At 68.9% G+C, this 24,040-nt stretch carries 23 protein-coding genes and 1 pseudogene; 11 read left to right on the top strand and 13 right to left on the bottom strand.

Annotated elements, in window-relative coordinates; translation table 11 throughout:
- The first annotated feature begins 259 nt into the window (after window positions 1-259).
- Complete coding sequence (locus OS889_RS09825) at window positions 260-694, top strand: DUF371 domain-containing protein (RefSeq protein ID WP_372389497.1); 435 nt, start codon at window positions 260-262, stop codon at window positions 692-694.
- 39 nt (window positions 695-733) lie between these two features.
- Here OS889_RS09825 and OS889_RS09820 read toward each other — a convergent pair whose 3' ends face one another.
- Window positions 734-1,132 (bottom strand): DUF302 domain-containing protein, encoded by a 399-nt coding sequence (locus OS889_RS09820; RefSeq protein ID WP_372389495.1) that lies wholly within the window; start codon window positions 1,130-1,132, stop codon window positions 734-736.
- Between the two features lie 146 nt (window positions 1,133-1,278).
- Between OS889_RS09820 and OS889_RS09815 the strand changes: the two genes are divergently transcribed.
- On the top strand, window positions 1,279-2,103 hold the full coding sequence (locus OS889_RS09815) for an endonuclease III domain-containing protein (RefSeq protein WP_372389493.1): 825 nt from the start codon (window positions 1,279-1,281) through the stop codon (window positions 2,101-2,103).
- Window positions 2,104-2,113: 10 nt separating this feature from the next.
- Here OS889_RS09815 and OS889_RS09810 read toward each other — a convergent pair whose 3' ends face one another.
- The 3 genes from OS889_RS09810 to OS889_RS09800 all read right to left on the bottom strand — a co-directional run bounded on the left by OS889_RS09810 (window position 2,114) and on the right by OS889_RS09800 (window position 5,025).
- Complete coding sequence (locus tag OS889_RS09810; RefSeq protein ID WP_372389491.1) at window positions 2,114-2,599, bottom strand: DUF7332 family protein; 486 nt, start codon at window positions 2,597-2,599, stop codon at window positions 2,114-2,116.
- Window positions 2,600-2,662: 63 nt separating this feature from the next.
- Window positions 2,663-3,037 (bottom strand): methylglyoxal synthase, encoded by a 375-nt coding sequence (locus OS889_RS09805; protein WP_372389488.1) that lies wholly within the window; start codon window positions 3,035-3,037, stop codon window positions 2,663-2,665.
- A 68-nt stretch (window positions 3,038-3,105) separates the two neighbouring features.
- Window positions 3,106-5,025, bottom strand: coding sequence for a beta-CASP ribonuclease aCPSF1 (locus tag OS889_RS09800; RefSeq protein ID WP_372389487.1), 1,920 nt, complete (start codon window positions 5,023-5,025; stop codon window positions 3,106-3,108).
- 338 nt (window positions 5,026-5,363) lie between these two features.
- On the opposite strand from OS889_RS09800, the gene OS889_RS09795 reads away from it, so the two are divergent.
- A complete protein-coding gene (locus OS889_RS09795) occupies window positions 5,364-5,852 on the top strand; it encodes a DUF7984 family protein (protein ID WP_372389485.1) in 489 nt (162 codons plus the stop codon).
- An 81-nt stretch (window positions 5,853-5,933) separates the two neighbouring features.
- Here OS889_RS09795 and OS889_RS09790 read toward each other — a convergent pair.
- Together OS889_RS09790 and OS889_RS09785 are read right to left on the bottom strand one after the other, a co-directional pair.
- A pseudogene (locus tag OS889_RS09790) lies at window positions 5,934-6,188 on the bottom strand (type II toxin-antitoxin system HicA family toxin).
- A gap of 6 nt (window positions 6,189-6,194) precedes the next feature.
- Window positions 6,195-6,479, bottom strand: coding sequence for a type II toxin-antitoxin system HicB family antitoxin (locus tag OS889_RS09785; protein ID WP_372389483.1), 285 nt, complete (start codon window positions 6,477-6,479; stop codon window positions 6,195-6,197).
- Between the two features lie 121 nt (window positions 6,480-6,600).
- Between OS889_RS09785 and proS the strand changes: the two genes are divergently transcribed.
- From proS to OS889_RS09770, 3 genes are all read left to right on the top strand, one after another.
- Window positions 6,601-8,067, top strand: coding sequence for a proline--tRNA ligase (proS, locus tag OS889_RS09780; protein WP_372389482.1), 1,467 nt, complete (start codon window positions 6,601-6,603; stop codon window positions 8,065-8,067).
- Between the two features lie 93 nt (window positions 8,068-8,160).
- Complete coding sequence (gene dacZ / locus OS889_RS09775; RefSeq protein WP_372389479.1) at window positions 8,161-8,976, top strand: diadenylate cyclase; 816 nt, start codon at window positions 8,161-8,163, stop codon at window positions 8,974-8,976.
- Window positions 8,976-9,815 carry a mechanosensitive ion channel domain-containing protein gene (locus tag OS889_RS09770; RefSeq protein WP_372389477.1) on the top strand — a complete coding sequence of 280 codons (840 nt, stop codon included), beginning with the start codon at window positions 8,976-8,978 and terminating at the stop codon, window positions 9,813-9,815. The genes dacZ and OS889_RS09770 overlap by 1 nt, the downstream gene beginning before the upstream one ends.
- A gap of 19 nt (window positions 9,816-9,834) precedes the next feature.
- Here the strand turns inward: OS889_RS09770 and OS889_RS09765 are convergent, their stop codons facing one another.
- A complete protein-coding gene (locus OS889_RS09765; protein WP_372389475.1) occupies window positions 9,835-10,464 on the bottom strand; it encodes an acyltransferase in 630 nt (209 codons plus the stop codon).
- Between the two features lie 68 nt (window positions 10,465-10,532).
- A complete protein-coding gene (gene purD, locus OS889_RS09760) occupies window positions 10,533-11,831 on the bottom strand; it encodes a phosphoribosylamine--glycine ligase (RefSeq protein ID WP_372389473.1) in 1,299 nt (432 codons plus the stop codon).
- Between the two features lie 153 nt (window positions 11,832-11,984).
- Between purD and OS889_RS09755 the strand changes: the two genes are divergently transcribed.
- A complete protein-coding gene (locus OS889_RS09755; protein WP_372389471.1) occupies window positions 11,985-14,225 on the top strand; it encodes a thioredoxin domain-containing protein in 2,241 nt (746 codons plus the stop codon).
- 48 nt (window positions 14,226-14,273) lie between these two features.
- On the opposite strand, the gene OS889_RS09750 is transcribed toward OS889_RS09755, so the two are convergent.
- Together OS889_RS09750 and OS889_RS09745 are read right to left on the bottom strand one after the other, a co-directional pair.
- Window positions 14,274-15,674: a PAS domain-containing sensor histidine kinase gene (locus OS889_RS09750; RefSeq protein WP_372389469.1), complete on the bottom strand. Its 1,401-nt coding sequence runs from the start codon at window positions 15,672-15,674 to the stop codon at window positions 14,274-14,276.
- Between the two features lie 72 nt (window positions 15,675-15,746).
- Entirely contained in the window at window positions 15,747-16,133 is a 387-nt protein-coding gene (locus OS889_RS09745; RefSeq protein ID WP_372389467.1) for a thioredoxin family protein, read from the bottom strand.
- A 169-nt stretch (window positions 16,134-16,302) separates the two neighbouring features.
- Here OS889_RS09745 and OS889_RS09740 point away from each other — a divergent pair, with 169 nt between their 5' ends.
- On the top strand, window positions 16,303-17,280 hold the full coding sequence (locus OS889_RS09740) for a PLP-dependent cysteine synthase family protein (RefSeq protein ID WP_372389466.1): 978 nt from the start codon (window positions 16,303-16,305) through the stop codon (window positions 17,278-17,280).
- A gap of 257 nt (window positions 17,281-17,537) precedes the next feature.
- Here the strand turns inward: OS889_RS09740 and OS889_RS09735 are convergent, their stop codons facing one another.
- Both OS889_RS09735 and OS889_RS09730 read right to left on the bottom strand, forming a co-directional pair.
- Window positions 17,538-18,050, bottom strand: a complete 513-nt coding sequence (locus tag OS889_RS09735) for a GIY-YIG nuclease family protein (protein WP_372389464.1) — start codon at window positions 18,048-18,050, stop codon at window positions 17,538-17,540.
- A complete protein-coding gene (locus OS889_RS09730; protein WP_372389461.1) occupies window positions 18,051-18,479 on the bottom strand; it encodes a DCC1-like thiol-disulfide oxidoreductase family protein in 429 nt (142 codons plus the stop codon).
- 132 nt (window positions 18,480-18,611) lie between these two features.
- Here OS889_RS09730 and OS889_RS09725 point away from each other — a divergent pair, with 132 nt between their 5' ends.
- Window positions 18,612-20,981, top strand: coding sequence for a DEAD/DEAH box helicase (locus OS889_RS09725; protein WP_372389459.1), 2,370 nt, complete (start codon window positions 18,612-18,614; stop codon window positions 20,979-20,981).
- On the opposite strand, the gene OS889_RS09720 is transcribed toward OS889_RS09725, so the two are convergent.
- Window positions 20,971-21,450 (bottom strand): HPP family protein, encoded by a 480-nt coding sequence (locus OS889_RS09720; RefSeq protein ID WP_372389457.1) that lies wholly within the window; start codon window positions 21,448-21,450, stop codon window positions 20,971-20,973. The two genes, OS889_RS09725 and OS889_RS09720, sit on opposite strands and share 11 nt — an antisense overlap.
- 117 nt (window positions 21,451-21,567) lie before the next feature.
- On the opposite strand from OS889_RS09720, the gene OS889_RS09715 reads away from it, so the two are divergent.
- Window positions 21,568-22,740 (top strand): alpha-1 4-glucan-protein synthase, encoded by a 1,173-nt coding sequence (locus OS889_RS09715; protein ID WP_372389455.1) that lies wholly within the window; start codon window positions 21,568-21,570, stop codon window positions 22,738-22,740.
- A 116-nt stretch (window positions 22,741-22,856) separates the two neighbouring features.
- Window positions 22,857-24,035, top strand: a complete 1,179-nt coding sequence (locus OS889_RS09710) for an extracellular solute-binding protein (protein WP_372389453.1) — start codon at window positions 22,857-22,859, stop codon at window positions 24,033-24,035.
- Window positions 24,036-24,040: the final 5 nt, after the last annotated feature.

Below are 24,040 nucleotides of genomic sequence, written 5' to 3'. Positions count from 1 at the left end.
AGAATTCCCGATCATTCTGCGTGCTGTGCCGCCGGAACGCCGGAGGCGTTCTGGTACCTATCAGTTGTCGGCTACTACATATAAATCTGCCGGTGAACTGACGGGCTGAAAGCCGCTCTCACACCCCATACGGGCCTTGTGAGACGTTCGCAGTGTACACGAGTCATATATAAAAGAAAGTGGGAACTGTTCGCATACGGACGGCCGATCGCGGTGTGGAATCGGTCGGGATTTACCCGGGAGTCCCGGAGTCGGCAGTATGACACTGCGAGAGGTCGTTCACGCGCGCGGACACGAGAACGTCTCCGCCGAACACGCGAGCACGTTCGAGGTGACGAGCGACGACTGGCTGACCCCCGCCGGCGACTGCATCCTCGCGGTCGAGGCCGACCGGGTGCCGGCCGACTTCGACGCGGACTTCGTCGCGGCCTGCCGCGACGCCGACGCGACGATCACCGCGACCCTCACCGCGACGACCGCCGACGGCGACACCTACACCCAAACGATCACCGGCAGCGGCGATCCGGACCTCTCCTTCGAGAACGAGCGGAGCCACGTCGGTCGCACCAGCGACTACGTGGACGATCGGACGGTGCTCGTCGATGCCGACGGCGCGGCCGCAGACGTCGACCGCGACCTCGTCGAGGCGCTCGCGGACGGCGCCGACCTCCGCTTCGAGCTGGTCGTCGAGTAGGATGGATAGTGTCCGTCTTCACGATCGGACGTACGGCCGTCAGTACGCCGCTTCGACGGTCGCGAGCGCCGACTGGAGCCGTTCGTCGACCTCGTCGGCGACCGGGTCGAGCGCGTCGTTTTCGACCACCGAGAGCAGTTTGTCGGGCGCGACCGCGCTCACGACGACGCCCCCGTCGTCGTCCGCGTAGACGATGACGTTGCAGGGCAGCAGCGCGCCAAGTTCCAGTTCCTCCTCCATCGCCTGATGGGCGAATTCGGGATTGCAGGCGCCCAGGATCCGATAGTCGCGGAACTCCTCGCCGAGTTTCTCCTTCAGCGTCGCCTGCACGTCGATGTCGCAGAGGACGCCGAACCCCTCCGCTGCGAGCGCGTCCGTCGTCGTCTCGACCACGTCCTCGAACGACCCGTCGACGGAGATTGATGTCGTGTACGTCATAGTCTATTTTCCACACGATTACTGAGACCGGACACGGACTACACTCTTACGGTGCGCGGCAGTGGATCGGTCCACGGTGTCGGGAGTCCGTCGGCAGCCGATCCGCGGCCGGACGGCTTTTTTCGATCCGATCCGAAGCCGCGAGTATGCCCGAGGAACCGCGGGAGAACATCAGCGGCGGCGACGGCGCCACCGCGGCGGCCTTCGAATCGGGGGAAGCCGGGACGCGCGCCGAGGCCGTCGTCGACGAGCTCGGCCGGCTGTACTGGCAGAAGACCTACGGCGGCAAGGACGCCTTCGAGTCGCTGGTGCGGACCATCCTCTCGCAGAACACGAGCGACGTGGCGAGCCAGCCCGCCCACGACGCGCTGATGGAGCGGTACGGTTCGGCCGGGGAGACATCGAGCGATGCCGACCACGACCTGGCGGCCGCGCTCGCGGACGCCGAGCAGTCCGAACTGGCGGAGACGATCTCCTCGGCGGGGCTCTACAACCAGAAGTCGGAGATGATCGTCGGCGCGGCCGAGCGGATCTGCGAGGAGTACGGCGGCGCCGACGGCTTCGACGCGTTTGTGACGGAGGGCGATCCGGGCGAGGTGCGGGACGCACTCCTCGACATCCACGGCGTCGGGCCGAAGACCGCCGACTGCGTGCTGCTCTTCGCCGGCGGCCGCGACGGCGTCTTTCCGGTGGACACCCACGTCCACCGGATCGCGCGCCGGATGGGCCTCGCGCCCGCGGACGCCGACCACGAGACCGTCCGCGAGCACCTCGAAGCCGACGTCCCCGGCGAGAAATGCGGCTTCGGCCACACCGCAATGATCCAGTTCGGCCGCGAGTACTGCTCGGCCCGCAAGCCCGCGTGTCTCGACGGCCCCGAGGCGTGCCCGCTCTACGACCTGTGCGACCGCGTCGGCGTCGACGAGATGGCGGAGTCGGTCGTCGATCCCGCCGAGGTCGCCGGCGACTGACCTCCGCGTCCTAACAGCCCCGCGTCTCGACGCCCGAGACCGGCCCCTCGGAGGGCTCGTACGTCGAGTCGTCGAACGCGTCGGAGAACATCGGCAGCGAGAGCCGGTAGTCGAAGACGACGACGAAGGAGTCCCAGATCTGGCCGACCGAGACGTTCTCCTGGTTCGCCTCGAACAGCACGCCGGTCCGGAGCCGAACGATGTCGGCGTCGAGTGCGACGCCGCGGGCCGACAGGCCGAGCGCGTTCGGCGGCGCCGACGTGAAGAGCGAGGTGTGGACGGTGACGTTGATGTGCGGGTCGCCGGAGCCGACCGCGAGGTCGTGCCCGCCCGGCGGGAAGCAGCGGTCGGAATCGGCCGCCGCCGCACCGCCGTCGCCGCCGGACTGTGCGGCGACCGCGGGGAGGCCGGCGAGCGCGAGCGAGGCGCACACCGCCAGGGCCGCGAAGACGGCGACGGCGCGGCGGAGCGTATCAGGGGTCCGAGGAGTGGGCATACGGGGCCTTGCGCGCTTCCCGGATTAAGTCTCACTGCGCGATTCTCACGCGTGAGATTGGGGTCAGTCAATCGTTCGGACGAGCTCGTCGAGGACGGCACCGGCGCTCGCGAGGTTCGTCGCCAGCGGCACGTCGTGGACATCGCAGATCCGCAGGAGCGCGGTGATGTCGGGCTCGTGGGGCTGTGCCGTCAGCGGATCCCGGAGGAAGATCACGCCGTCGCAGTTCCCGTCGGCGATCTCGGCGCCGATCTGCATATCGCCGCCGATCGGGCCGGACTGCTTGCGCTCGACGTCGAGTCCCGTCGCCTCCCGGATTCGCTTGCCGGTCGTTCCGGTCGCCATCAGCTCCATCCGTCGGAGGTCCTCAATGCGGTTCTGCGCGAACTCGACGATGTCGGGCTTCTTCTCGTCGTGGGCGATGAGCGCGATTCGCATACGAAAATTACGGGCCGCGCCCGCAAGAAAGTGTGTCCGGGGGGAGCCTCACGCGCCCGAAACGTCGATCACCGGAAGCGGAACGTCTCGAGGTTCTTCGGGGCGAACGTCCGCAGGTGGTGGTCGTGGTACAGCCCCGACGAGAGGTCCTGGACCGAGCGCTCGTCGCCGTGGACACAGAGGACCTTCTCGGGACGGGGGTTCATCGTCTTCACGAAGTTCTCCAGGCCCTGGCGGTCGGCGTGGCCGGAGAAGCCGTCGACGGTCTCGACGTCCATCTTTAGGGTCATCGTCTCCGAGCGGCCGACCCGGTCGCCGTCGATCGGGATCTCCCGGCGGCCGTTCTGGATCCGGTGGCCGAGGGTGCCCTGGGCCTGGTAGCCGACGAAGACGAGCGTGGAGTCCGGATCCGAGCCGAGCTGTTCGAGCCAGGACATAATCGGCCCGCCGGTGACCATCCCCGACGTCGAGAGGACGATCGCGGGGTCGCCGTCGGCGACGTCCCGGCGCTCGTCGTCGCCGCCGTCGATGTGGTTGAACTCGTCGGCCAGGAAGGGGTTTTCGTCCTCGTGGAGGATCCGGTCGCTGAGGTCGTCACGGAGGTACTCGGGGTACGTCGTGTGGATCGCCGTGGCCTCCCAGATCATCCCGTCGAGGTGGACGGGCATACTCGGGATCTTCCCCTCGCGCATCGCCTCTTCGAGGACGAGCATCAGCTCCTGGGAGCGCCCGACCGCGAACGCCGGGATCACGACCTTCCCGCCGCGGTCGTGGGTCTCGTTGATCGCATCGATCAGTTTCCGCTCGGCGTCCTCCTGGTCGGTCTGGTAGTCGTTGCGGCCGCCGTAGGTGGATTCGAGGACGAGCGTCTCCACGCGCGGGAAGTCGTTGACGGCGCCGTCGAACAGGCGGGTGTCCTCGTAGTGGATGTCGCCCGAGAAGGCGACGTTGTAGAGGCCGTCGCCGATGTGGAAGTGCGTGACCGCGGACCCGAGGATGTGGCCCGCGTTGTGGAACGTGAGCTTGACGTCCGGTGCGATGTCGGTCACGTCGCCGTAGTCGAGGGGGATGGTGTGCTTGATCGCCTCCCGAACCATCTCGGAGTCGTAGGGCGGCGTCCGGCCCTCCTTGGCCGCGACGTCGAGGTAATCGAGCGTGAGGAGCCCCATCAGGTCGCGGGTCGGCTCGGTCGTGTAGATCGGCCCGTCGTACCCGTACTTGAACAGGAGGGGAATCAGCGCCGAGTGGTCGAGGTGGGCGTGGGTGAGCACCACCGCGTCGATGGAGTTCGCGCCCGCCCCGAGCGCCTCGGGCACCTGGAGGTACGGGTAGTCGTCGGAGCCGGGCTTGTCGCCGCAGTCGACGAGGATCCGCGTGTCGGCCGTCGAGAGGATGAACGAGGCGCGGCCGACCTCCCGGCAGCAACCCAGCGAGGTGATCCGGACCCACTCCTCGTCGGCGAGGGTCTCGCGGTGGATCTGCCGGCCCACCCGTTCGAGGATGTCCCGGCGGTCCTCGCGCTCCTGCTTCAGGAAGCTCCGGACGTTCGAGACGGTCGAGGACTCGATCGGGGGCGTGCGGACGACCTCGGGCGTCCAGCCGACCTCCTGGGTGATCCGCCGGAGCGTCTCGCCGTGGTTCCCGATGACGACCCCGGGCTTTTCGGCCTCGATGACGACCTCGCCGGTGTCCTCGTGGAAGTCGAGGTCCGTCACGCCGGCCTCCTCGGGGATGACGTCGAGAATCCGGTCGCGGGCGCGGTCGGGCGTCGACAGCGCCGTCGGATCCGGACGGACGGTGATTCGCTTCCGGAGCGTGCCGGCGAGGTCGCGGACGAGGTCGCCGTTCCGGGCGAAGCGCTTGGGGTCCCGGGTGTAGATCACCAGTTCGGGACCCTCGTAGGTGACGTCCGTGATCGAGATGTCGGCCGGCAGTTCCGATTTGATCTCTGCTTTCAACTCCTCGAGTTGCGTGTCTACTGAACTCATACCTGAGAGCGTGTCGTCGGGGCCGCGGCGCCGTCGATTCGGACCGGCCGACCCGGGGCGGCGCGTGGCCGCACCGAGCGCGATCGGTCCCATCCGACCGACAGCGCGGGCCGTCGGCGTTCGGTCGGGGCGCCCCCGCCTCCTCGACGGACCGAGCGGGCGTGCAGGTCGTGAATCCGAGACGACGAAGTCCTACGAGAGAGCATAAGACGACTTGTGACCGGCAGTCTCTGCGGTTCGTTCGAGGAGGCAGGGAGAACCCGCTTGGTAGCTTCTTCCTCCGCGGTCGTATAAAAGCCTTCGCAAAGCCGATATCCCGCGGTCGCCTCTGTGGCCGTATGAGGCTCACCGCAGACCGGGTCGCCGCGGAGGCCGCGTGGGTGCGCGACAGGAGCGACGTCGTCGTCCCCCTGATCAACGAGACGCGGCGGCGACTCGGCGAGGAGTTCGAGACGGAGGTCGGGACCGTCTCGTCCGACCAGTACCGCGACGAAGTCCGGGCGGTCTTCGCCGACGGCGACGTCGCGGTCAACGTCGCCGGCTACGTCGCCATTCTACGGGAGCTGGACGTCGAAGGCGACTACCCGGGGTTCGTCGTCGACGAGGTGCTCGGCCGAGAATTGGCGGCGACGATCGCGGGCGGGAGCCCGCTGTCGCTGCTCGCGCAGGCGACGTTCCACTACGCCGACGTGGCGACGCACACCGACGGCGGGGCGGGCGCCGACGACCTCGACGCCGCGCTCGCCGCGGGCTTCCAGACGCGGCTGCCGGGGTGGGACTGGCAGGCGGGCGAGAGTCCGTTTGCGGTCGATTCAGGAGAGCTCTAATACTGTCGGACACAAGTCTGTGAAGAATTTCGCCGCCCGGGGCGGCGAATATCTTGAAACAGTTGTGTCCGACAGTATAAGCTATCGGTTCCGATCGATCCAGCGGCAGAACTCCTCGAAACTCTTCGCGCCCGCCTGGTCGGCGATGCTCCGGAGCGTTCCAGTGTCGAGCTCGTCGTGCAGTGGCACCGGGACGGTCCGCGCGTCTGCGTCGTGTTCATCGGGTGGCTCCTACCGAAGGATCGCGTGGTCACCGTTCGTCCGGTCCCACCGATAGATCCCGCTGTTCACCATCACCTTCACGACGTCGCGACCGGAGAATGGGCCGCGATCCATACGGCCCTACTGGAACACGTCGGACGATTCGAGATCGCCCGCGGTGTTCTCGTCGGGATCGATCCCGAACTCCCTGAGTTCCGCCTCCGTCGGGGCGTCGCCCGCCCCTTTGTAGCCCGCGACGGCCTCGTCCAGATTCGACAGCGCGGCCTGGCGGGTGGGCCCCTGCGACGTCATGCCGGTGTCCTCGTCGCGGGCGATCCACAGATCGGTCTCCTCGCCCAGTTTCAGGGTTATGTTGACCGGACCACCGTCGTCCCCTTTGTCGGACCCGTCGACATCGGCGCTCATACTCCTACGAACGACCGACCGAGGCATAAATCTGCTGTGGCGCCGTCCGGATAGACCGATCCGTCGCCGAGCGGGGGCCGCTTCAGGAGATTTAAGACCGACCTGGGGCTCGAAACACGTAATGAGCGACGAGCAGGAACTCGGCATCACCGAGTCGAAAGAGTACAACACGGGCGAGTGGTACGCCGAGGTCGTCCAGAAGGCCGACCTCGCGAACTACGCGCCCGAGGGGATGAGCGGCTTCATCGTCACGCGCCCCCGGGCCTACGAACTCTGGGAGCGCCTCCAGGGCCACTTGGACTCCCTGTTCAAGGACACGGGCGTCCAGAACGCCTACTTCCCGATGTTCATCCCCGAGAGCTACCTCGAACAGGAAAAGGACATCGTCGAGGGCTTCGACCCCGAGGTCGCGTGGGTCGACCGCGCCGGCAAAGAGGAGTTAGAGGAGCCCCTTGCGGTCCGGCCGACTTCCGAGTCGATCATCACGCCGTACATCTCCCAGTGGGTCCGCAGCCACCGCGACCTCCCGCTCCGCGTGAATCAGTGGGTCTCTGTCGTCCGCTGGGAAGCCACGGAGACGAAGCCGTTCTTCCGGACGAAGGAGTTCCTCTGGCAGGAGGGCCACACCGCCCACGCCACCCGCGAGGACGCGTGGGAGGAGACCACCCGTCGGCTCGACCAGTACGAGGAGACCTACGAGGACCTGCTCGCGATGCCCGTCCTCCGCGGCGCGAAGCCCGAACACGACAAATTCCCCGGCGCCGACACGACCACCACCGTGGAGGCGCTGATGCCCGACGGCAAGTCCGTCCAGGGCGCGACCTCCCACTACCTCGGAACCTCCTTCGCGGAGGCGTTCGACATCACCTACACCGACGAGGACGAGGACGAACAGATAGCCCACACGACCTCGTGGGGGCTCTCCTGGCGGGCGCTCGGCGCGCTGATTATGACTCACTCCGACGATCAGGGGCTCGTCCTGCCGCCCGCGATCGCGCCCGAGCAGATCGTGATCGTCCCGATCTGGCAGGCCGACACGAAAGACGACGTGCTGGAGTACGCCGAGGACATCGCCGCAGACCTCGAAGACGCCGGCATCCGCGTCGAACTCGACGACCGCGACGAGCGGAATCCGGGCTTCAAGTTCAACGAGTGGGAGCTGAAGGGCGTCCCCGTCCGGATGGAGATCGGCCCCAACGAGGCCGACGACGGGACCGTCACGCTCGTCCACCGGCCCGACGGGGAGTCTGAAGAAGAGAGTCGCGAAGATATCGTCGACACCGTCGAGGAGCACTTCGACGAGGTCTACGCGAAGCTCTATGCGGCGGCCGAGGAGAACCTCGAATCGAACGTCCGAGAAGCCGACGACAGGGCGGAGATCCTCGGGACGATCGGCCAGCACGGCGGCTACGTCAAGGCGCCGTGGTGCGGCGACGAGGCCTGCGAAGGCGAGATCAAAGACCAGATCGCCGCCGAGATCGTGATGGTCCCGCTGAACGACGAGGACGCGGAGATCCACGGCGGCGAGTCGTGTGCGATCTGCGACGACGACGCCGAGGAGACGGCGTACTTCGCGAAGTCGTACTGACCCGCCCCCGTTCTGTCAGACGTCCGTCAGACTGATATCACCCGCGAAAACGTCCCACAACGCTTTATAAGCGCACGACGACTATCGTGACCAATGACGGCGTTATCGGACCTCCTGGGGGATGTCGTGTCGGGCGTCGAGGGCGCGTTCCTGTTCTCGCCGAGCAGTTCCCACTACGAGCGGTTCGTCGACGCCGACCTCGACGTGGACCTGGTGGTCGTCGCCCCGGAGAACGCCGTCGGGGCCGAGACGTTCGTCGAACTGCCGCTCGAGTTCGACAACGTCCGCGACCGGATCCGGTTCGGCATCGAGGGCGCGCTCGAACAGGACCTCGTCGAGGAGGGCGACAACGTCGCCTGCAGCGTGCGCGTCTTCGACGGCGATCCCGACGGCGTGGTCCGCGTCCGCATCGACGAGTCGATGCGCTCGGGGATCTACGACCTCTTCGCGAACTCCCGGGCCGATCCGGGCGTCATCCGCGACGTCTTCGAGGTGGCGATCGAACTGGGTAAGAAGGGCCAGAAGGGCAAGCCCGTCGGCGCCCTGTTCGTTGTCGGCGACGCGGGCAAGGTGATGAACAAGTCCCGCCCGCTCAGCTACAACCCCTTCGAGAAGTCCCACGTCCACGTCGGCGACCCGATCGTGAACGTGATGCTCAAGGAGTTTTCCAGACTGGACGGCGCCTTCGTCATCTCCGACTCCGGAAAGATCGTCAGCGCCTACCGCTACCTCGAACCGGCGGCCGAGGGCGTCGACATCCCGAAGGGCCTCGGCGCGCGGCACATGGCCGCCGCGGCGATCACCCGCGACACCAACGCCACGGCGATCGTCCTCTCGGAGTCGGACGGCCTCGTCCGCGCGTTCAAGAGCGGTCAGATAATCCTGGAGATCGACCCGGAGGAATACTGATGACCGGGGTCGAGGCGCCCGCGGCCGCGAGCGGAGCGGTTCCGACCGCGCTCCAGTTCGATACGCAGATCCTCGATCGGGTGATCCGGACCGTGCCCCGCGAGATCTGGGCGGCGCTCCTCGTGATCGTCGTCGGGCTGACGGTCGCGTTCGTCCTCGGGGCGCTGACGACCCGGATCCTCGTCCGCCTGGGCGTCCCGGAGGCGATCGAGGGGACCGCCTTCGAGCGGACCGCGCGGAACTTCGACACCTCGACCGTCGAGGTGCTGGGCTCTCTGGTGCGCTACTTCGTCATCGGGATCGCGGTCCTGCTGCTGCTGTCGATCGCGAACATCTCGATCGCGGCGACCTTCTGGAGCCGGACCGTCCAGTTCCTCCCGCAGCTGTTCCTCGCGGTCGTGATCCTCATCGTCGGCGTCGTCGTCGGCGACAAGGCCCACCTCGTCGTCAGCGAGCGCCTGACGGGGATCAAGCTCCCGCAGATCGGGGTGTTCCCGCAGATCGCGAAGGTAACCGTCTTCTACATCGCGGTGCTCATCGCGCTCTCCCAGCTCGGCGTCGCGACGCTCGCGCTGGTCGTCCTACTCGCGGCGTACCTCTTCGCCGTGGTCCTGCTCGGCGGGATCGCGCTCTCGGACCTTCTGAAGTCCGGTGCGGCCGGGTCGTACCTCCTCTTGAATCAGCCCTACTCTATCGGCGACGAGGTCGAGATCGGCGGAAACCGCGGGATCGTCCAGGAGGTGAACCTCTTCGTGACCCACATCGAGAACGACGGCGAGGAGTTCGTCGTCCCCAACAGCGCTGTCTTCGAGGACGGCGTCGTCCGCATCCGCGAGTAGCGGCCATCGCTCCCGTCGATCACTCGTCGGGTCCGCGGTTCGAGGTCTCGTCGTCGCCGTCCCTTTCTGTGCCGTCGTCGCTGTCGCCGTCGTCGGCACCTCCCTCGCGTTCGACCGGCCGCGCGGGCACGCCCACGACGGTCGCCCCCGGCGGGACGTCCTCGGTCACGAGGGAGTTCGCGCCCACCTGTGCACCCTCGCCGATCCGGACCCCGGGGAGGACCACCGCCTTCGCGCCGATCATCGCGCGGTCGCTGACGACGACCTCCCCGGTCCGGTACTCGTCCTGGAGGAACTCGTGACAGAGGAGCACCGAGTCGTAGCCGACGACGGCGTGGTCGCCGAGGGTGATATGCTCGGGCCAGAAGACGTCCGGCGTCGCCTCCAGCCCCCAGGAGACGCCCTCGCCGACGGTCACGCCGAGACGCCGGAGCGCCCAGTTGCGGAGGCGGAGCGACGGGACGACGCGGGCGATCCACACCAGAACGTAGTTGAGCGCGACCCGCCAGACCGGTTTCGCGTCCGTCCAGCGCCGGAGGGAGTTGCCGACGCCGGGGGTCGAGTGGCGCCGCAGTCGATCGTGTCTGCGGTCCGCTCTGCGATCGTCTCCCGGTCTCGACTCGTCCGTCCCGTCGGCGTCGTCGCTCACGACTCCCGATAGGCGGGCGACGAACAAAAGGTTCGCTCGTCGGAGGCGGCGAGGTCCGTACGGGACCGCTACTCGCCGCGGAGGTCGTTCATATGGTCGATGCGGCGCTGGACGAGGTCGGCCTTGCCGACGTCGTGGCGGATGCGGAGGCCGTCGCCGGCGGCCGCGAGGCCGTCTTCGGCCTGTTTTTCGGCCGCCTCGATGGTGTCTGCGACGCCGACGACCGCGAACGAGCGGGAGGTCGTCGTGTAGAGGCCGTCCTCGCGGGCGTCGACGCTGGCATAGAAGAGGAGCGCGTCGCCGACGGTCTCCTCGTCGACGGCGATCTTCGCGCCGCTGTCGGGGTCGGTCGGATAGCCGTCGGGGACGGCGTACTTGCAGACAGTTGCCCGCTCGGCGAATTCGAGGTCCGGAAGGGGGTTGTCGTCGCGGGCGGCGACCAGCACGTCGAGGAACGACGTTTCGAGCACCGGCAGCGTGTTCATCGCCTCGGGGTCGCCGAAGCGGGCGTTGAACTCGACGACGCGGGGGCCCTCGGCGCCGAGCATAAACTGCCCGTAGAGGACGCCCTTGTAGTCGGGCAAGGCCTCGACCGTGGCTTCGAGGATGTCGACGGCGGCCTCGTAGTCGTCGGCCGTCATAAACGGCAGTTCGGGCGTCGCGTCGCTGTAACTGCCCATCCCGCCGGTGTTCGGGCCCTCGTCGCCCTCGTAGGCGCGCTTGTGATCCTGGACGGCGGGCGTCGTCCGGATCTCGCCGTTGGCGACGAACGCCTGGACGGTGAACTCCTCGCCGACGAGGCGCTCTTCGAGGACGACTCTATCGTACTGGTTCTCGCGGAGGTACGTCTTGGCTCCCTCCTCGTCGACCTGATCGCCGATGACCTTCACGCCCTTGCCGCCGGTGAGGCCCGCGGGCTTGACCGCGAGGTCGCCGTCGTACTCGTCTATGTAGTCGCAGGCGGCCTCCACGTCGTCGAAGACGGCGAAGTCCGGACAGCCGGGGATGTCCTCGGACTGCATAAACTCCCGCTGGAAGGCCTTGTCCGTCTCGATCCGGGCGGCCTCGGCGCCCGGCCCGAAGGTGTAGACGCCGGCCTCGTCGAGCGCGTCGGCGACGCCCGCCTCCAGGGCCGACTCGGGGCCGATGATCGCCAGGTCGGCGCCGACGTCCTCGGCGTAGGCGACGATCTCGTCTGCGGCCCGCTCGTCGGCCGTCTCGAACCCCGCCGCGAGTCCGACGATGCCGGGGTTTCGGTTGCTCGCGACCGCGTACAGTTCGCACGCCGGGTCGTCCGTCAGGGCGCGGGCGATCGCGTGCTCGCGTCCGCCGCCCCCGACGAGGAGGACCGTCTCGGAGTCTGTCATACCCGGAGGGGGTACGCATAGGAGTGTAAAGGTTGCTCTTTTTCGATCGCTCGGTATGCACGTTCGTGGTTGTCGACGCGGGACGAGCGAGCATAAGGGGCGGATCGGTTCCGACGTCACACCGCTTTTCCCTGCCAGTCGCCTACCGCGGGTATGGACGATCCGCTGGCTCGGAACCGGCTCGACGAGGAGGAGAGCCCGTACCTCCGGCAACACGCAGACAACCCGGTCCACTGGCAGCCGTGGGACGAGGCGGCGCTCGCAGCCGCGAGAGAGCGCGACCGCCCGATCTTCCTCTCGGTCGGCTACTCGGCCTGCCACTGGTGTCACGTGATGGCCGAAGAGAGCTTCGAGGACGAGGCGGTCGCGGCCGTGCTCAACGACTACTTCGTGCCGATCAAGGTCGACCGCGAGGAGCGCCCGGACCTCGATAGAGTCTACCAGACGATCTGTCAGCGGGTCACCGGCGGGGGCGGCTGGCCGCTGTCGGTCTGGCTCACCCCCGAGGGCGAGCCGTTCTACGTCGGGACCTACTTCCCGAAACGCGAGGGGGACCGCCGCGGCAACGCTCCGGGCTTTCTGGACGTCTGCGAGTCGTTCGCGCAGGCCTGGGAGCGGGACCGCGAGGAGATCGAAAACCGCGCGTCGCAGTGGACCGACGCGCTCCGCGATCAGTTGGAGACGACGGGCAAATCGACGTCGGGGGGCGCTCCCGACGCCGGAATGGGAGGCGTCGGCGGAGAGTCGGCCGACAGCGACGCCGACGCGGCGCCGTTCGGCGCTGAGATCCTCGGGAGCGTCGCGAAGTCGGCGCTCCGGGCGACAGACCGCGAGCACGGCGGCTTCGGCTCCGGCGGCCCGAAGTTCCCCCAGCCGTGGCGGATCGACGCCCTCCTGCGGGCCTACGCGCGCTCGGGGACCGAGGAGGCGCGCTCGGCGGCGACCCAGACGCTCGACGCGATGGCGGCCGGCGGGGTCTACGACCACGTCGGCGGCGGCTTCCATCGCTACGCGACGGATCGCGAGTGGACGGTGCCGCACTTCGAGAAGATGCTCTACGACAACGCCGAGATCCCCCGCGTCTACCTCTCGGCCTACCAGCTCACGGGCAAAGACGCGTACGCGACGATCGCCCGCGAGACCTTCGACTTCCTCGAACGGGAGTTCCGCCACGCCGAGGGCGGCTTCTTCAGCACGCTCGACGCCCGGAGCGAGGGCGAGGAGGGCAAATTCTACGTCTGGACGCCAGCGAAGGTCGAAGCCGCGGTCGACGACGAACTGACCGCCGGGATCGCGATGGAGCGCTTCGGCATCACTGAAGGAGGGAACTTCGAGGGGTCCACCGTGCTCGCGGTCCAGCGCTCGATCCCCGACCTCGCGGCGGAGTACGACCGCCCGGAGTCCGAGATCATCGCGCATCTCGACGACGCCCGCGCGGCGCTGTTCGAGGCCCGCTCGGAGCGCGTCCGCCCGGCGCGCGACGAGAAGATCCTGGCGTCGTGGAACGGCCTCGCGATCGGCAGTCTCGCGCGCGGCGGCCTCATTCTCGGCGACGACCACTACACGGACCTCGCCGCAGACGCGCTCGACTTCGTGCGCGAGCACCTGTGGGACCCCGAAAAAACGCGGCTCGCCCGGCGCTACAAGGACGGCGACGTGAAGGGCCAGGGCTACCTCGACGACTACGCGTTCCTCGCACGCGGCGCGTTCGACCTGCATCAGGCGACCGGCGACGTCGCCCACCTGGCGTTCGCCGTCGACCTCGCGCGGGCGATCGTCGAGGCGTTCTACGACGCCGACAGCGGGACGTTCTATCTCACGCCCGCCGACGGGGAGTCGCTCGTCACGTGCCCGCAGGACCTCCGCGACCAGACCACCCCGGCCAGCGCGGGCGTCGCGGCGTCTCTCCTCTTCGATCTGGACGCGTTCGCGCCCGAGGCGGGCCTCGCGGCCGCCGTGGGCGACGTCGTCGACACGCACCGGGACACGATCCGCGGGCGCCCGCTGGAACACGTCTCCCTCGCGCTGGCAGCGGACAAGCGCGCCCGCGGCGGCACGGAGGTCGTGATCGCGGCCTCGGGAGTCGGCGAGGCCTCCGCCGGGCTCCCGGAAGCGTTCCGGTCGTCGCTCGCGTCCACGTACCTTCCCGACGGGATCGTGGCGCCGCGGCCCGCGACCGACGACGGGCTCGCCGAGTGGCTGGACCTCCTCAGCCTCGACGCCGCGCCGCCGATCTGGAAGGGCCGGACCGAGCGCGACGGCGAGCCGACCGTCTACGTCTGCGAGGACCGAGTCTGTTCGCCGCCCGCGCACGACCTCGCTGAGGCGTTCGGGTGGTTCGACGACGGACAAGCTTCGGACGTCGGCGCCGGCACCGACGCCGACGGGTCGTAGCCGGCGGATCCGACGCGGCATCCCGGCGCTCCGTCGCTCAAGCGCCGGCTACCCTTCGTCCAGCGGGAGCCTGACCGTGATGGTGTTGCCGCTCTCGGGGTCGGACTCGACGCTCACGGACCCGCCGGAGAGCTCGACGCACCAGTAGAGGAGCCAGAAGCCGAGCCCGCTGCTGTGATAGACGTCGTTCATCTCGTGGTTCCCTTCGAGGACGTCGGCCTCGATCGACGGGATCGGCGCGCTGTCGTCTTCGACGGTGAGTACGGCCTCGTCTCCAGTGTCCGCACAGTGGACGGAGACGCGGACGAACGGGGTCTCGCTGTCGCTGTGGCGGATCGCGTTCTCCAGGAGTTCGACGACACAGAGGCGGAGTTCGGTGCGAGCGCGGACGGTGCAGGGCTCGATCGAGCCGGTCTCGACGATCGGCCGGTCGAACCGCTCGTGGACGGTGTCGCACGCGTCCGCGACGACGTTCCCGAGGTCCAGGCGCTCCCGTCGCCCGCGCTTCGTGAGGAGGTCGATGATCTCCCGGCCCTTCTCGGCGCTTTCGAGTAGGGCCTCGCCGGTCCGGCGGATCACCGCCGTCCGCGCTTCGGCCTCCGGGACGTCGTCTTCGATGAGCTCTGCCATCCCGAGGATGAGATTGAGGTCGTTGCGGAGGTTGTGCCTGAGCAGATTGTCCATCACGTAGAGCTGTCGCTCGCGGCGGCGCCGGTCGGTGATGTCGCTCGTGAAGCCCGTGATCCGGACGACCTCGCCGTCCTCGATTATCGGCTCGGCCTGGACCCACACCCAGCGGTCCTGGCCCTCCTCGGCGTCGATGCGGTACTCCATATCGACCGACATCCCCGAGTTGAGACACTCCATCGCGTCTCGCACCTGCGGCACGTCGTCGGGGTGGACCGTCTCCAGGAACGACTCGGGGTCCGACTCCAGTTCCTCGACCGGCCGGCCGTAGATCTCCTCGTAGGCGGGGTTGACAAAGAGCACCTCCGACCAGTCGGCGTCGAACATCCACAGCACGTCGCCGGAGGCGGCGGCGATCTCTTCGAGCCGCTCTGCGGTCCGCTGGCGCTCCTCTTCGGCCCGCACGCGGTCCGTGACGTCGCGGGAGCTCACGACGTAGCCGTCGAGCGCCGAGTCGGTGAGGTTCGACATCCGGCTTTCGAGCCAGACCCACGAGCCGTCCTTCGCCCGGTGGCGGTACTCGACGCTCGTCTCGGTGAACGCGTCGCTCGCGATCGTCCGCTCGAACGCCGTCCGGACCGCCTCGCGGTCCTCGGGGTGGATGTACTCGAAGGCGTTCTCGCCCACGAGCTCCTCGGGCGCGAATCCGAGGATGGGCTCGACGGCGTCGTTGGCGTACGTGAACGTCCCCGACTCGTCCAAGAGCACGACCTTGTCCTGCGAGTAATCGAGCAGGATACCATCCGGGTCCGGAGGGACCATTCGTGTCGACTACGGAACGGGACGCACAAAAAAGCACGAGTCGACGGGCGATCGAACGGCCGAGCGGCGGGGTTACAGCCGCGCTGCGAGGTAGGCCGCGATCGGTCGGTCCTCGTCTTCGACGTAGCGGGTGACCTCCTCGCCGTCGCGTTCGACGACGACGGTGGGGATCAGTTCGATCCCGTACTCCTCGACGAGCGGGCCGGTCTTGCTCCCGTCGTCTTCCTTCTCGACGGGGTAGTGGTGGACGCGCTCGTCGGGGACGCCCGCCGCGTCGAGCGCGGCCCCGAAGTCGGGGAGCTGGCCGCGGCAGTCGCCGCACCAGTCGCCGCCCCAGACGCGGAACACGAGCCCCTCCTCGGAGAGCGCCTCGACGGCGTCCTCGTGGGCGTCGGCGCTCCAGGCGGGGTTCGGTCGCATCGTCTCCAGCGTGCCGGCCTCGGTCTCGGATTCGGACATACGCGGCCGTACGCGGGCCGGCGGCGTAAACCTCGCGGTCGGATCCGCGTCGCTCCGTCTCGCCGCCGCTCGTGGGCTCGACGAGCGCGTCCCCGGCGCGCGTCGTCGGTACCGGCACGCCGCGTCCGGCGTCGTCATCGTCTTGTGCCCCACCGTCGAACGGTGGGATATGAAGGACAACGTGCTGGAGACGATCGGGTCGCCGCTCGTCCGCGTCGACTCCCCGCCGGGCGCGACGGTCGCCGCGAAGATCGAATCGAAGAACCCCGGGGGATCGGCGAAGGACCGCCCGGCGCTCGCGATGATCGAGCGCGCCGAGCGCGAGGGCGAGATCTCCCCCGGCGACGCGCTCGTCGAGCCCACGAGCGGCAACACCGGGATCGGCCTCGCGGTCGTCGCCGCCGTGAAGGGCTACGACCTCACGGTCGTGATGCCGTCCTCGAAGTCACCGGAGCGCCGCGGTATTATGAAGGCCTACGGCGCCGACATCGAACTCGTCGAGGGCGACATCTCCGATGCGAAAGACCGCGCCGACGAACTGGAGGCCGAGGGGATGTTCCAGCTCAGGCAGTTCGAAAACGACGCGAACCCCCGCGCACATTACCTCACGACCGCCGAGGAGATCCTCGACCAGATCGGCGACCGCACCGTCGACGCGCTCGTCGCGGGCGTCGGCACCGGCGGGACGATCACCGGCATCGGCCGTCGCCTCCGCGAGGCGTTCCCCGAGATGGAGATCGTCGCGGTCGAGCCCGCCGACAACGCCGTCCTCTCGGGCGGCGAGCCCGGCATCGACGACTTCCAGGGGATGGGCCCGGGCTTCGTCAGCCCGAACCTCGATACGGACCTGCTCGACGGCGTCGAGACGGTCACCATCGACGAGGCCGAGGCCGAGTGTCGCCGCCTCGCCCGCGAGGAGGGGATCTTCGTCGGCCAGTCCTCGGGGGCCTCGAACCTCGCCGCCAAGCGCGTCGCCGAACGGCTCGCCGATCCCGACGCGACGGCGCGGGACGCAGAGCCGGGATACATCATTGAGCCCGAGGCGGACGACGAAGCAGACGACGCCGCGCCCGACGACCGACCGCTCGTGATCACGGTCTTCTGGGACAGCGGCGAGCGGTATATGTCGACCGGGATGTTCGAGTGACGCCGACCCCCGAGCGAGGCGTTCGGTTCTGGGCCGCCGCGTGAGTCACTCTTTGACACTCGTACGATTCTGTCGAACGAGTGGGTGAGTATAAGTAGTCAGACGGCGAATGAAGGCCCTGCCGGGGTGCCTCTGACAACCGGCATATCGTGGCCTCGCAGTACGACACACGCCGTGAGTGCGGCTCCGGTGAGTGCGCCGCGAGCCACCCGCGAACCCGCACCGGCCTTGCCCGGACCGGTGCGGCGTTCGTCTGATTACTCCGAGACGGCCTCGAACGCCGACCGCACCGCCGAGCGGAGCTCGTCTCCGTCCGCTCCCGCGACAAGGTGGGCCGGACAGTCACAGTCCGACGCGCCGAAGCCGGCCAGCGGCGGCGCTCGCGCCGATTCAGTCCCCAGCAGTTCGGACGCGAGCGCGCACTCCACGTCGGCGTCGGGGGCGGCGAGCACCGACGTCAGCGACGTCTCCGGGTGGGCGCCGAGGTAGTCGACGTGCCAGTGGGTGACGTCGTGGTCGCCGGCGGCGACGCGTCGGTGGCGGTCGATCCGGCCCAGCCCGTTCGAGCCGAAGGCGCTCCCGACGTACGCGTAGGCGCCGGCCGGGAACGCGGCCCGGCCGAGCGCGCCGACGGGGAGCGTCGCCGCCTTCCGGAGCGAGTACACGAGCGCGTACGTCCCCGACGGCGCGTCGCCGGCGCCGACTCCGAGGGGGTCGCGGTCGGCCTCGATGGCGGCCGGATCGAGGACGTAGACCTCCGAGTCGCTCATCTACGCGAGGGCTTCGGGCCGCTCGGCGGCCGCGTCGACGAGGCGGTCGAACAGCTCTTCGGCCTCGGCGTCGAGTCGGTAGATCTCGTGGTAGTCGTCGGGGTCGCGGCCGCGTCCGCTGGCGAGCCCGACGGCCTTCGCGATCCGGTCGTAGTTCTCCCGGACGAGCGATCCCACGATGCCGAGCGTGCCGGCGCGGTCGGCCAGCTCCTCGGCCGCCGAACGGCCGGCGTAGACCCGCCCGCGGCGCCGGTCGACGAGGAACATCGCGAACGGCGTCTCGCCGAACTGGGTCTCCAGAAACGACTGGGCGGCCTCGTCGTACCACGAGATCGCGCCGACGTCGTCGAGGCGGCGGAGCGCCCGCGCCGCGATCGAGCAGTACGGGCACTCCCCGTCGTAGATCAGCACCGCGTCGTAGTCGGCCATATCCCACATTGGGGCCGCGCGGCCTAAACCGTGCTGGCGGGACGGTATCGGCGGATCCGCGGTTCCGGAGGCGATCGCTCGGACCGTAACGATCAGGTCGCCGTCGCCCCGACAGTGAGACGGGACTCAACCGTGGACGACCGCCCGACCGTCGCCGACCTCGTCGAGGACCTCCGCGAGCGACCGCACTACGTGGATCAGATCCGCGACCACCGCCGGATCGAGGGCCGGTCCCCGACGTACGCCGACGTCGACCTCGAACCCCGGCTGGCGGGTGCGCTCTCGGAGGCCGGCATCGACCGCCTCTACGCCCACCAGGCGGCCGCGATCGAGGCCGTCCGCGACGGCGACGACGTCGTCCTCGCGACGCCGACCGCGAGCGGGAAGAGCCTCGCCTACACGGTCCCGGCGTTCGAGCGCGCGATGGACCACGGCGGCCGGACGCTCTACCTCGGCCCGCAGAACGCCCTCGTCGCCGATCAGGAGGAGACGCTCTCGGAGTTGGCCCACGGCCTCGGGTTCGGCAGTCGCGTCTCGGTCGCGCAGTACACCGGCCGGCAGTCGAAGTCCGAAAAGCGGGAGATCCGAGACCGCGGGCCCACGGTGCTCCTCTCGAACCCCGATATGCTCCACTACGGCCTGCTCCCGCACGCCCACCGGCTCTGGGAGTGGTTCTTCGAGTCGCTGGAGACGGTCGTGATCGACGAGGTCCACGGCTACCGCGGCGTCTTCGGGAGCCACGTCGCGCTGGTGCTCCGGCGGCTCAATCGGATCTGCGAGCGCTTCGACAGCGACCCCCAGTACGTCTGCTGTTCGGCGACGATCGGCAATCCCATCGAGCACGCCGCGCGGGTGACGGGGCGCGAGGCGGACGCCTTCCGCCTCGTCGACGAGGACACGAGCGCGACGGGGCCGAAGCACTGGCTGCTGTGGAATCCGCCGGAGTACGGGACGGACGGCAGCGACGGGGGCGGCGCGGCAGCGGCCTCCGGTGGCAGCGGTCGCCGCCGGTCGAGCCACGTCGAGACGAAGAACCTCTTCGTCGACCTCGTCGCCGAGGGCTTCCAGACGCTCGCGTTCACCCGGGCGCGACAGGCCGCCGAGCGGTACGCCAAAGAGAGCGCGTCGGACCTCCGCGAGCGCGGCCACCACGACGCGGCGACGTCGGTGACGGCTTACCAGTCGACCCTGCGGAACGAGCGGCGGCGGGAGATCGAGGCGGGCCTCCACGACGGCTCCGTTCGGGGCGTCTGGTCGACCAATGCCTTAGAGCTCGGCGTCGACGTCGGCGAACTCGACGCGGTCCTCATCGACGGCTACCCCGGCACCCGGATGTCCGCGTTCCAGCAGGCCGGCCGCGCGGGGCGCGGCGACGACGACGCGCTCGTGATCCTCGTCGGCGGCGAGGACCAACTGGACCAGTACCTCCTCTCGCACCCCGAAGAGTTCTGGGAGGGCGAGCCCGAACGGGCGGTCTGCGATCCCGAAAACGAGGAACTGCTCCCCGACCACGTCGCCTGCGCGGCCGCCGAGAACTGGCTTCGGGTCGACGACGACGCGCACTTCGGCGAGGGATTCTCCGAGGTCGTCGCCAACCTCACCGAGTCGGGACGGCTCGATCGGCGGGAGACCGATCGGGGGATCCGCTGGCTCCACGACGGCGACGGGAGCCCCCAACACGAGATGAGCCTGCGGACGATCGAGCGCCGGGAGATCGACCTCGTAGATTCGCGCTCGGGTGAGGTGATCGCGTCGCTGTCGTTCTCGGACGCCCTGCGCGACGCCCACGAGGGCGCGATCTACCACCACCAGGGGACCACCTACGAGGTCGCCGAGCTGGATCTCGACCGCGACGTCGCCACGCTCCAGCGCACCTGGGCGGACTACTACACGCGCGTCCTCCACGACAAGACGATCACGGTCGAGGAAGATCTGCGGGAGAAGTCGCTTTCGGCCCGGCCGGACACCGAGATCCGCTTCGCCGAGGTGACGATGCGCAAGCGGATCACCGGCTTCGAGCGCCGGGACCCGCGCCGCGGCGAGGCGATCGGCACGCAGGCGCTGGACCTCCCGGAGACCACCCTGCGGACGAAGGCGCTGTACTTCACGGTGCCGCGGGACGTCGAGGTCGAGATGCGCGAGATGGGCGGCGAGTACGGCTTCAACGGCGGCATCCACGCCGCCGAACACGGGATGATCTCGCTGTTTCCCCTCTCGTTTCTCTGCGACCGCGGCGACATCGGCGGCCTGTCGACGCCGCACCACCCGCACACGGGCCAGTCGACGATCTTCGTCTACGACGGCTACCCGGGCGGCGTCGGCCTGACCGAGAGCGGCTACGACGAGATCGAGGGGCTGCTCGCCCACACCGGCGAGATGATCGCCGACTGCGACTGCGCGGACGGCTGTCCCGCCTGCGTGCAGTCGCCGCACTGCGGCAACGCCAACGACCCGCTCGCGAAGGACGAGGCCGTCCGCCTGCTCGATTCGCTCACGGACTGAGGGCGTCGAGGGCGCGGTCGACGACGAGCAGGGAGGCGACGGCCGGCAGCATCACGAGGACCGCCGGTCGGGGTTCGAGGAGGCCCAGTGCGACGATGAGCGTCGTCGCGCAGGCGGGCGGATGCACGAGGTCCGTCACCCGCATTCCGAAGGTGGTGAGCGCGACGGCGGCGATGCCGCTGAGCACGAGCCACGGCGGCTCGAACGACAGCGGCGCCGCGGGAACGGTGACGAGCGCGACGGCGATGCTGTAGGCGACGAGTCCCGCCGCGACGCCGACGGCGTGGCCGCCGATCACGACGTCGCCGTCCGGGCGGGAGTCGGCCGTCGCGAGCACGAACGCGGAGGGGCCGAGGCTCGGAAAGACGGCGGGCGCGCCCGTGACCCACGCGACGGCGGCGACGAGCGACAGCAGCGCGCCGGCCCGGAGGCCCACCGCCGCGTCTCGGGCGAGAGTCGGGTTCGACACGACTCCGAGGCGGTCGCTGAGGGTCAAGAATGGATCGAAACGCCTCGGCGCCGGCCCGACCCCCGCGTGCAGTCCATAGCGACAGAGTTTTTAGGGCGGCCTAAATAGCCCGGAGCAATGAAACAGGACGTCTGTGTGATCGTGCCGACGATCCGTGAGTACGAGTGTATGCGGGCCTACTTCGACAACGCCCGCGAGCACGGTTTCGACCTCGACCGGCTGTTCGTCCTCCTCGTGACGGAGGACTTCTGCGACACCGACGCGATGGAACGGATGCTCGACGAGGAGGGCGTCGACGGCGCGGTCTACGACGGCTCGCGCCGCGAGGCGTGGTTCGAGTCCCAGGGGCTCTCGGAGTTCTCCCACCTGATCCCGGCGGCCTCCCACGCCCAGACCAGTTTCGGCCTCCTGTATATGTGGGCCCACCCGCGGTTCGAGCGCGGCGTCTTCATCGACGACGACACGCTGCCGCACGACGAGTGGGACTTCTTCGGCCGCCACATGGCGAACCTCGACCGCACCGACGAGGTCGAGTCCGTCCGCTCGGACGAGCGCTGGGTGAACGTCCTCTACCAGAACGCCGACGAGCACGGTCTCTACCCCCGCGGGTACCCCTACTCCGCGATGGACGAGGACGTCGAGACCGACCGACAGGAGCTCACGGACGTCGTCGCCTCCCAGGGGCTCTGGACGAACGTGCCGGACCTCGACGCGGTCCGAATCCTGATGGACGGCGACCTGCAGGGGCAGGCCCAGACCCGGACTGGAAAGGACGACTTCGAGGGCGACTTCGTCGCCGAACCCGGCCAGTACCTCACCGTGTGCTCGATGAACCTCGCGTTCGAGCGCGAGGTCGTGCCGGCGTTCTACCAGCTCCCGATGGACGACAACGAGTGGGACGTCGGCCGCTTCGACGACATCTGGTCGGGCGTGTTCCTCAAGCGCGCCGCCGACCTCCTCGACAAGGACGTCGTCAACGGCTACCCCCTCTGTGAGCACAACAAGGCGCCGCGGCCGACGTTCGACGACCTCAACAACGAGGTCCCCGGCCTGGAGCTCAACGAGCACGTCTGGGAGGTCGTCGACGCCGTCGGCGACGACGCCGACTCCTGGCGCGCGGCCGCCGACGCGATGGCGACGGCCCTGGCGACGAGCGACTTCGGCGACTGGAACAACGGCGCGTTCCTGAATCACTGCGGCGAGTACTGGCTCGACTGGCTCGACTGCCTCACCGAACTGGCCGAGTCGCCAGCTGATCCGCCCCGCGACGCCGTCGTCGCCGACGACTGAGCGGCCGGCCGGCTCGACTTCTCCGACGCGATGCCGGCGAGCGACGGCGCCGGACGTCCCCGCCGGCTCTCTCCGAACCGGAAGGTATATACGTTTTAGGTTAGCCTAAATCGGATATGGACGAATCACAGGACTTCTCTCGGCGGCCGAACCGGCGGCGGTTCCTGCAGGCGGCCGCCGCCGCGGGGATCGTCGGCGTGGCAGGATGTAACACCCCCGGCGAGGGGACGGAAACGAGCACCGAGACCGACGCCGGCAGCGTCGACGGCGACACGCCGGAACAGATCGGATCCGGTCGCTCCCCGTTCGGCGACCGGGACATCTCCGACGGCGTCTCGATGCAGGAGATGCCGGACCTCGAAGGCGAACTGACGCTGTACTCCGGCCGCGGGCAGGCGCTCGTCGGCGAACTCGTCTCCTTCATCGAGGACCTCTACCCGGACTTCACGATCCGGCCGCTGTACAACTCCGCGGCCGAACTGGTGAATCAGATCGAGACCGAGGGGCAGAACAGCCCCGCCGACGTCTTCTACTCGGTCAACGCCGGCGCGCTCGGCGCGCTCGAAGACCGCGGGCGGACCCAGTCGCTCCCCCAGGAGGTCCTGGAGTTCGTCCCCGCGAGCTTCCGCGCGTCGAGCGGCGCGTGGATCGGCACCTCGGGCCGCGCCCGCTCGGTCCCGTACAACACGGACACCTTCGCGGAGTCGGACATCCCGACCGACATCATGTCGTTCCCCGACGTCTCGGCGTTCGAGAACGAACTCGGGTGGGCGCCGACCTACTCCTCGTTCCAGGCGTTCGTCACCGCGATGCGGATCCTCGAAGGCGAGGAGGCGACGCGGCAGTGGCTCACCGACATGCAGGACCTCGGCGTGAGCCAGTACGCCGACGAGTTCCAGGTCGCCCGCGCGGTCGCCGACGGCGAGATCTCCGCCGGGCTGACGAACCACTACTACATCCAGCGCGTGCTGGCCCGCCGCGGGCTCTCCGCGCCGCTCCGGACGACGTTCACCCAGAACGACGCCGGCGCGATCTTCAACGTCGCGGGCGCCTGCGTCCTCGACACCGCCGAGGACGACACGCTCGCTTCGAATTTCGTCCGGCACCTCCTCTCGGCGGAGGCCCAGGACTACTTCGCGCGGACCACCTTCGAGTACCCGCTGGTCCCCGAGATCGAGCCGATCGGTCGGCTGCCCGCGATCGACGAGTTGAACCCACCGGAGGATCTAGACCTCTCTCAACTCTCGGACCTCGAGGCCACGATCGATCTCCTGCGGGAGACCGGCGTCCTCTGAGCCTC

Origin of the sequence: Halobellus sp. MBLA0158 (assembly GCF_041477585.1) — an archaeon.
GTDB classification, from domain to species: domain Archaea; phylum Halobacteriota; class Halobacteria; order Halobacteriales; family Haloferacaceae; genus Haloquadratum; species Haloquadratum rubicundus.
The sequence above is the reverse complement of the archived record's forward strand: the minus strand, read 5'-3'. Positions and strand labels throughout refer to the sequence as shown.

What these genes read in the sequence shown, in the direction of transcription:
- OS889_RS09825 (WP_372389497.1), top strand. Translation starts at nt 260, where the DNA reads ATGACACTGCGAGAGGTCGTTCACGCGCGCGGACACGAGAACGTCTCC.
- OS889_RS09820 (WP_372389495.1), bottom strand. Translation starts at nt 1,132, where the DNA reads ATGACGTACACGACATCAATCTCCGTCGACGGGTCGTTCGAGGACGTG.
- OS889_RS09815 (WP_372389493.1), top strand. Translation starts at nt 1,279, where the DNA reads ATGCCCGAGGAACCGCGGGAGAACATCAGCGGCGGCGACGGCGCCACC.
- OS889_RS09810 (WP_372389491.1), bottom strand. Translation starts at nt 2,599, where the DNA reads ATGCCCACTCCTCGGACCCCTGATACGCTCCGCCGCGCCGTCGCCGTC.
- OS889_RS09805 (WP_372389488.1), bottom strand. Translation starts at nt 3,037, where the DNA reads ATGCGAATCGCGCTCATCGCCCACGACGAGAAGAAGCCCGACATCGTC.
- OS889_RS09800 (WP_372389487.1), bottom strand. Translation starts at nt 5,025, where the DNA reads ATGAGTTCAGTAGACACGCAACTCGAGGAGTTGAAAGCAGAGATCAAA.
- OS889_RS09795 (WP_372389485.1), top strand. Translation starts at nt 5,364, where the DNA reads ATGAGGCTCACCGCAGACCGGGTCGCCGCGGAGGCCGCGTGGGTGCGC.
- OS889_RS09785 (WP_372389483.1), bottom strand. Translation starts at nt 6,479, where the DNA reads ATGAGCGCCGATGTCGACGGGTCCGACAAAGGGGACGACGGTGGTCCG.
- proS (WP_372389482.1), top strand. Translation starts at nt 6,601, where the DNA reads ATGAGCGACGAGCAGGAACTCGGCATCACCGAGTCGAAAGAGTACAAC.
- dacZ (WP_372389479.1), top strand. Translation starts at nt 8,161, where the DNA reads ATGACGGCGTTATCGGACCTCCTGGGGGATGTCGTGTCGGGCGTCGAG.
- OS889_RS09770 (WP_372389477.1), top strand. Translation starts at nt 8,976, where the DNA reads ATGACCGGGGTCGAGGCGCCCGCGGCCGCGAGCGGAGCGGTTCCGACC.
- purD (WP_372389473.1), bottom strand. Translation starts at nt 11,831, where the DNA reads ATGACAGACTCCGAGACGGTCCTCCTCGTCGGGGGCGGCGGACGCGAG.
- OS889_RS09755 (WP_372389471.1), top strand. Translation starts at nt 11,985, where the DNA reads ATGGACGATCCGCTGGCTCGGAACCGGCTCGACGAGGAGGAGAGCCCG.
- OS889_RS09750 (WP_372389469.1), bottom strand. Translation starts at nt 15,674, where the DNA reads ATGGTCCCTCCGGACCCGGATGGTATCCTGCTCGATTACTCGCAGGAC.
- OS889_RS09745 (WP_372389467.1), bottom strand. Translation starts at nt 16,133, where the DNA reads ATGTCCGAATCCGAGACCGAGGCCGGCACGCTGGAGACGATGCGACCG.
- OS889_RS09740 (WP_372389466.1), top strand. Translation starts at nt 16,303, where the DNA reads ATGAAGGACAACGTGCTGGAGACGATCGGGTCGCCGCTCGTCCGCGTC.
- OS889_RS09735 (WP_372389464.1), bottom strand. Translation starts at nt 18,050, where the DNA reads ATGAGCGACTCGGAGGTCTACGTCCTCGATCCGGCCGCCATCGAGGCC.
- OS889_RS09730 (WP_372389461.1), bottom strand. Translation starts at nt 18,479, where the DNA reads ATGGCCGACTACGACGCGGTGCTGATCTACGACGGGGAGTGCCCGTAC.
- OS889_RS09715 (WP_372389455.1), top strand. Translation starts at nt 21,568, where the DNA reads ATGAAACAGGACGTCTGTGTGATCGTGCCGACGATCCGTGAGTACGAG.
- OS889_RS09710 (WP_372389453.1), top strand. Translation starts at nt 22,857, where the DNA reads ATGGACGAATCACAGGACTTCTCTCGGCGGCCGAACCGGCGGCGGTTC.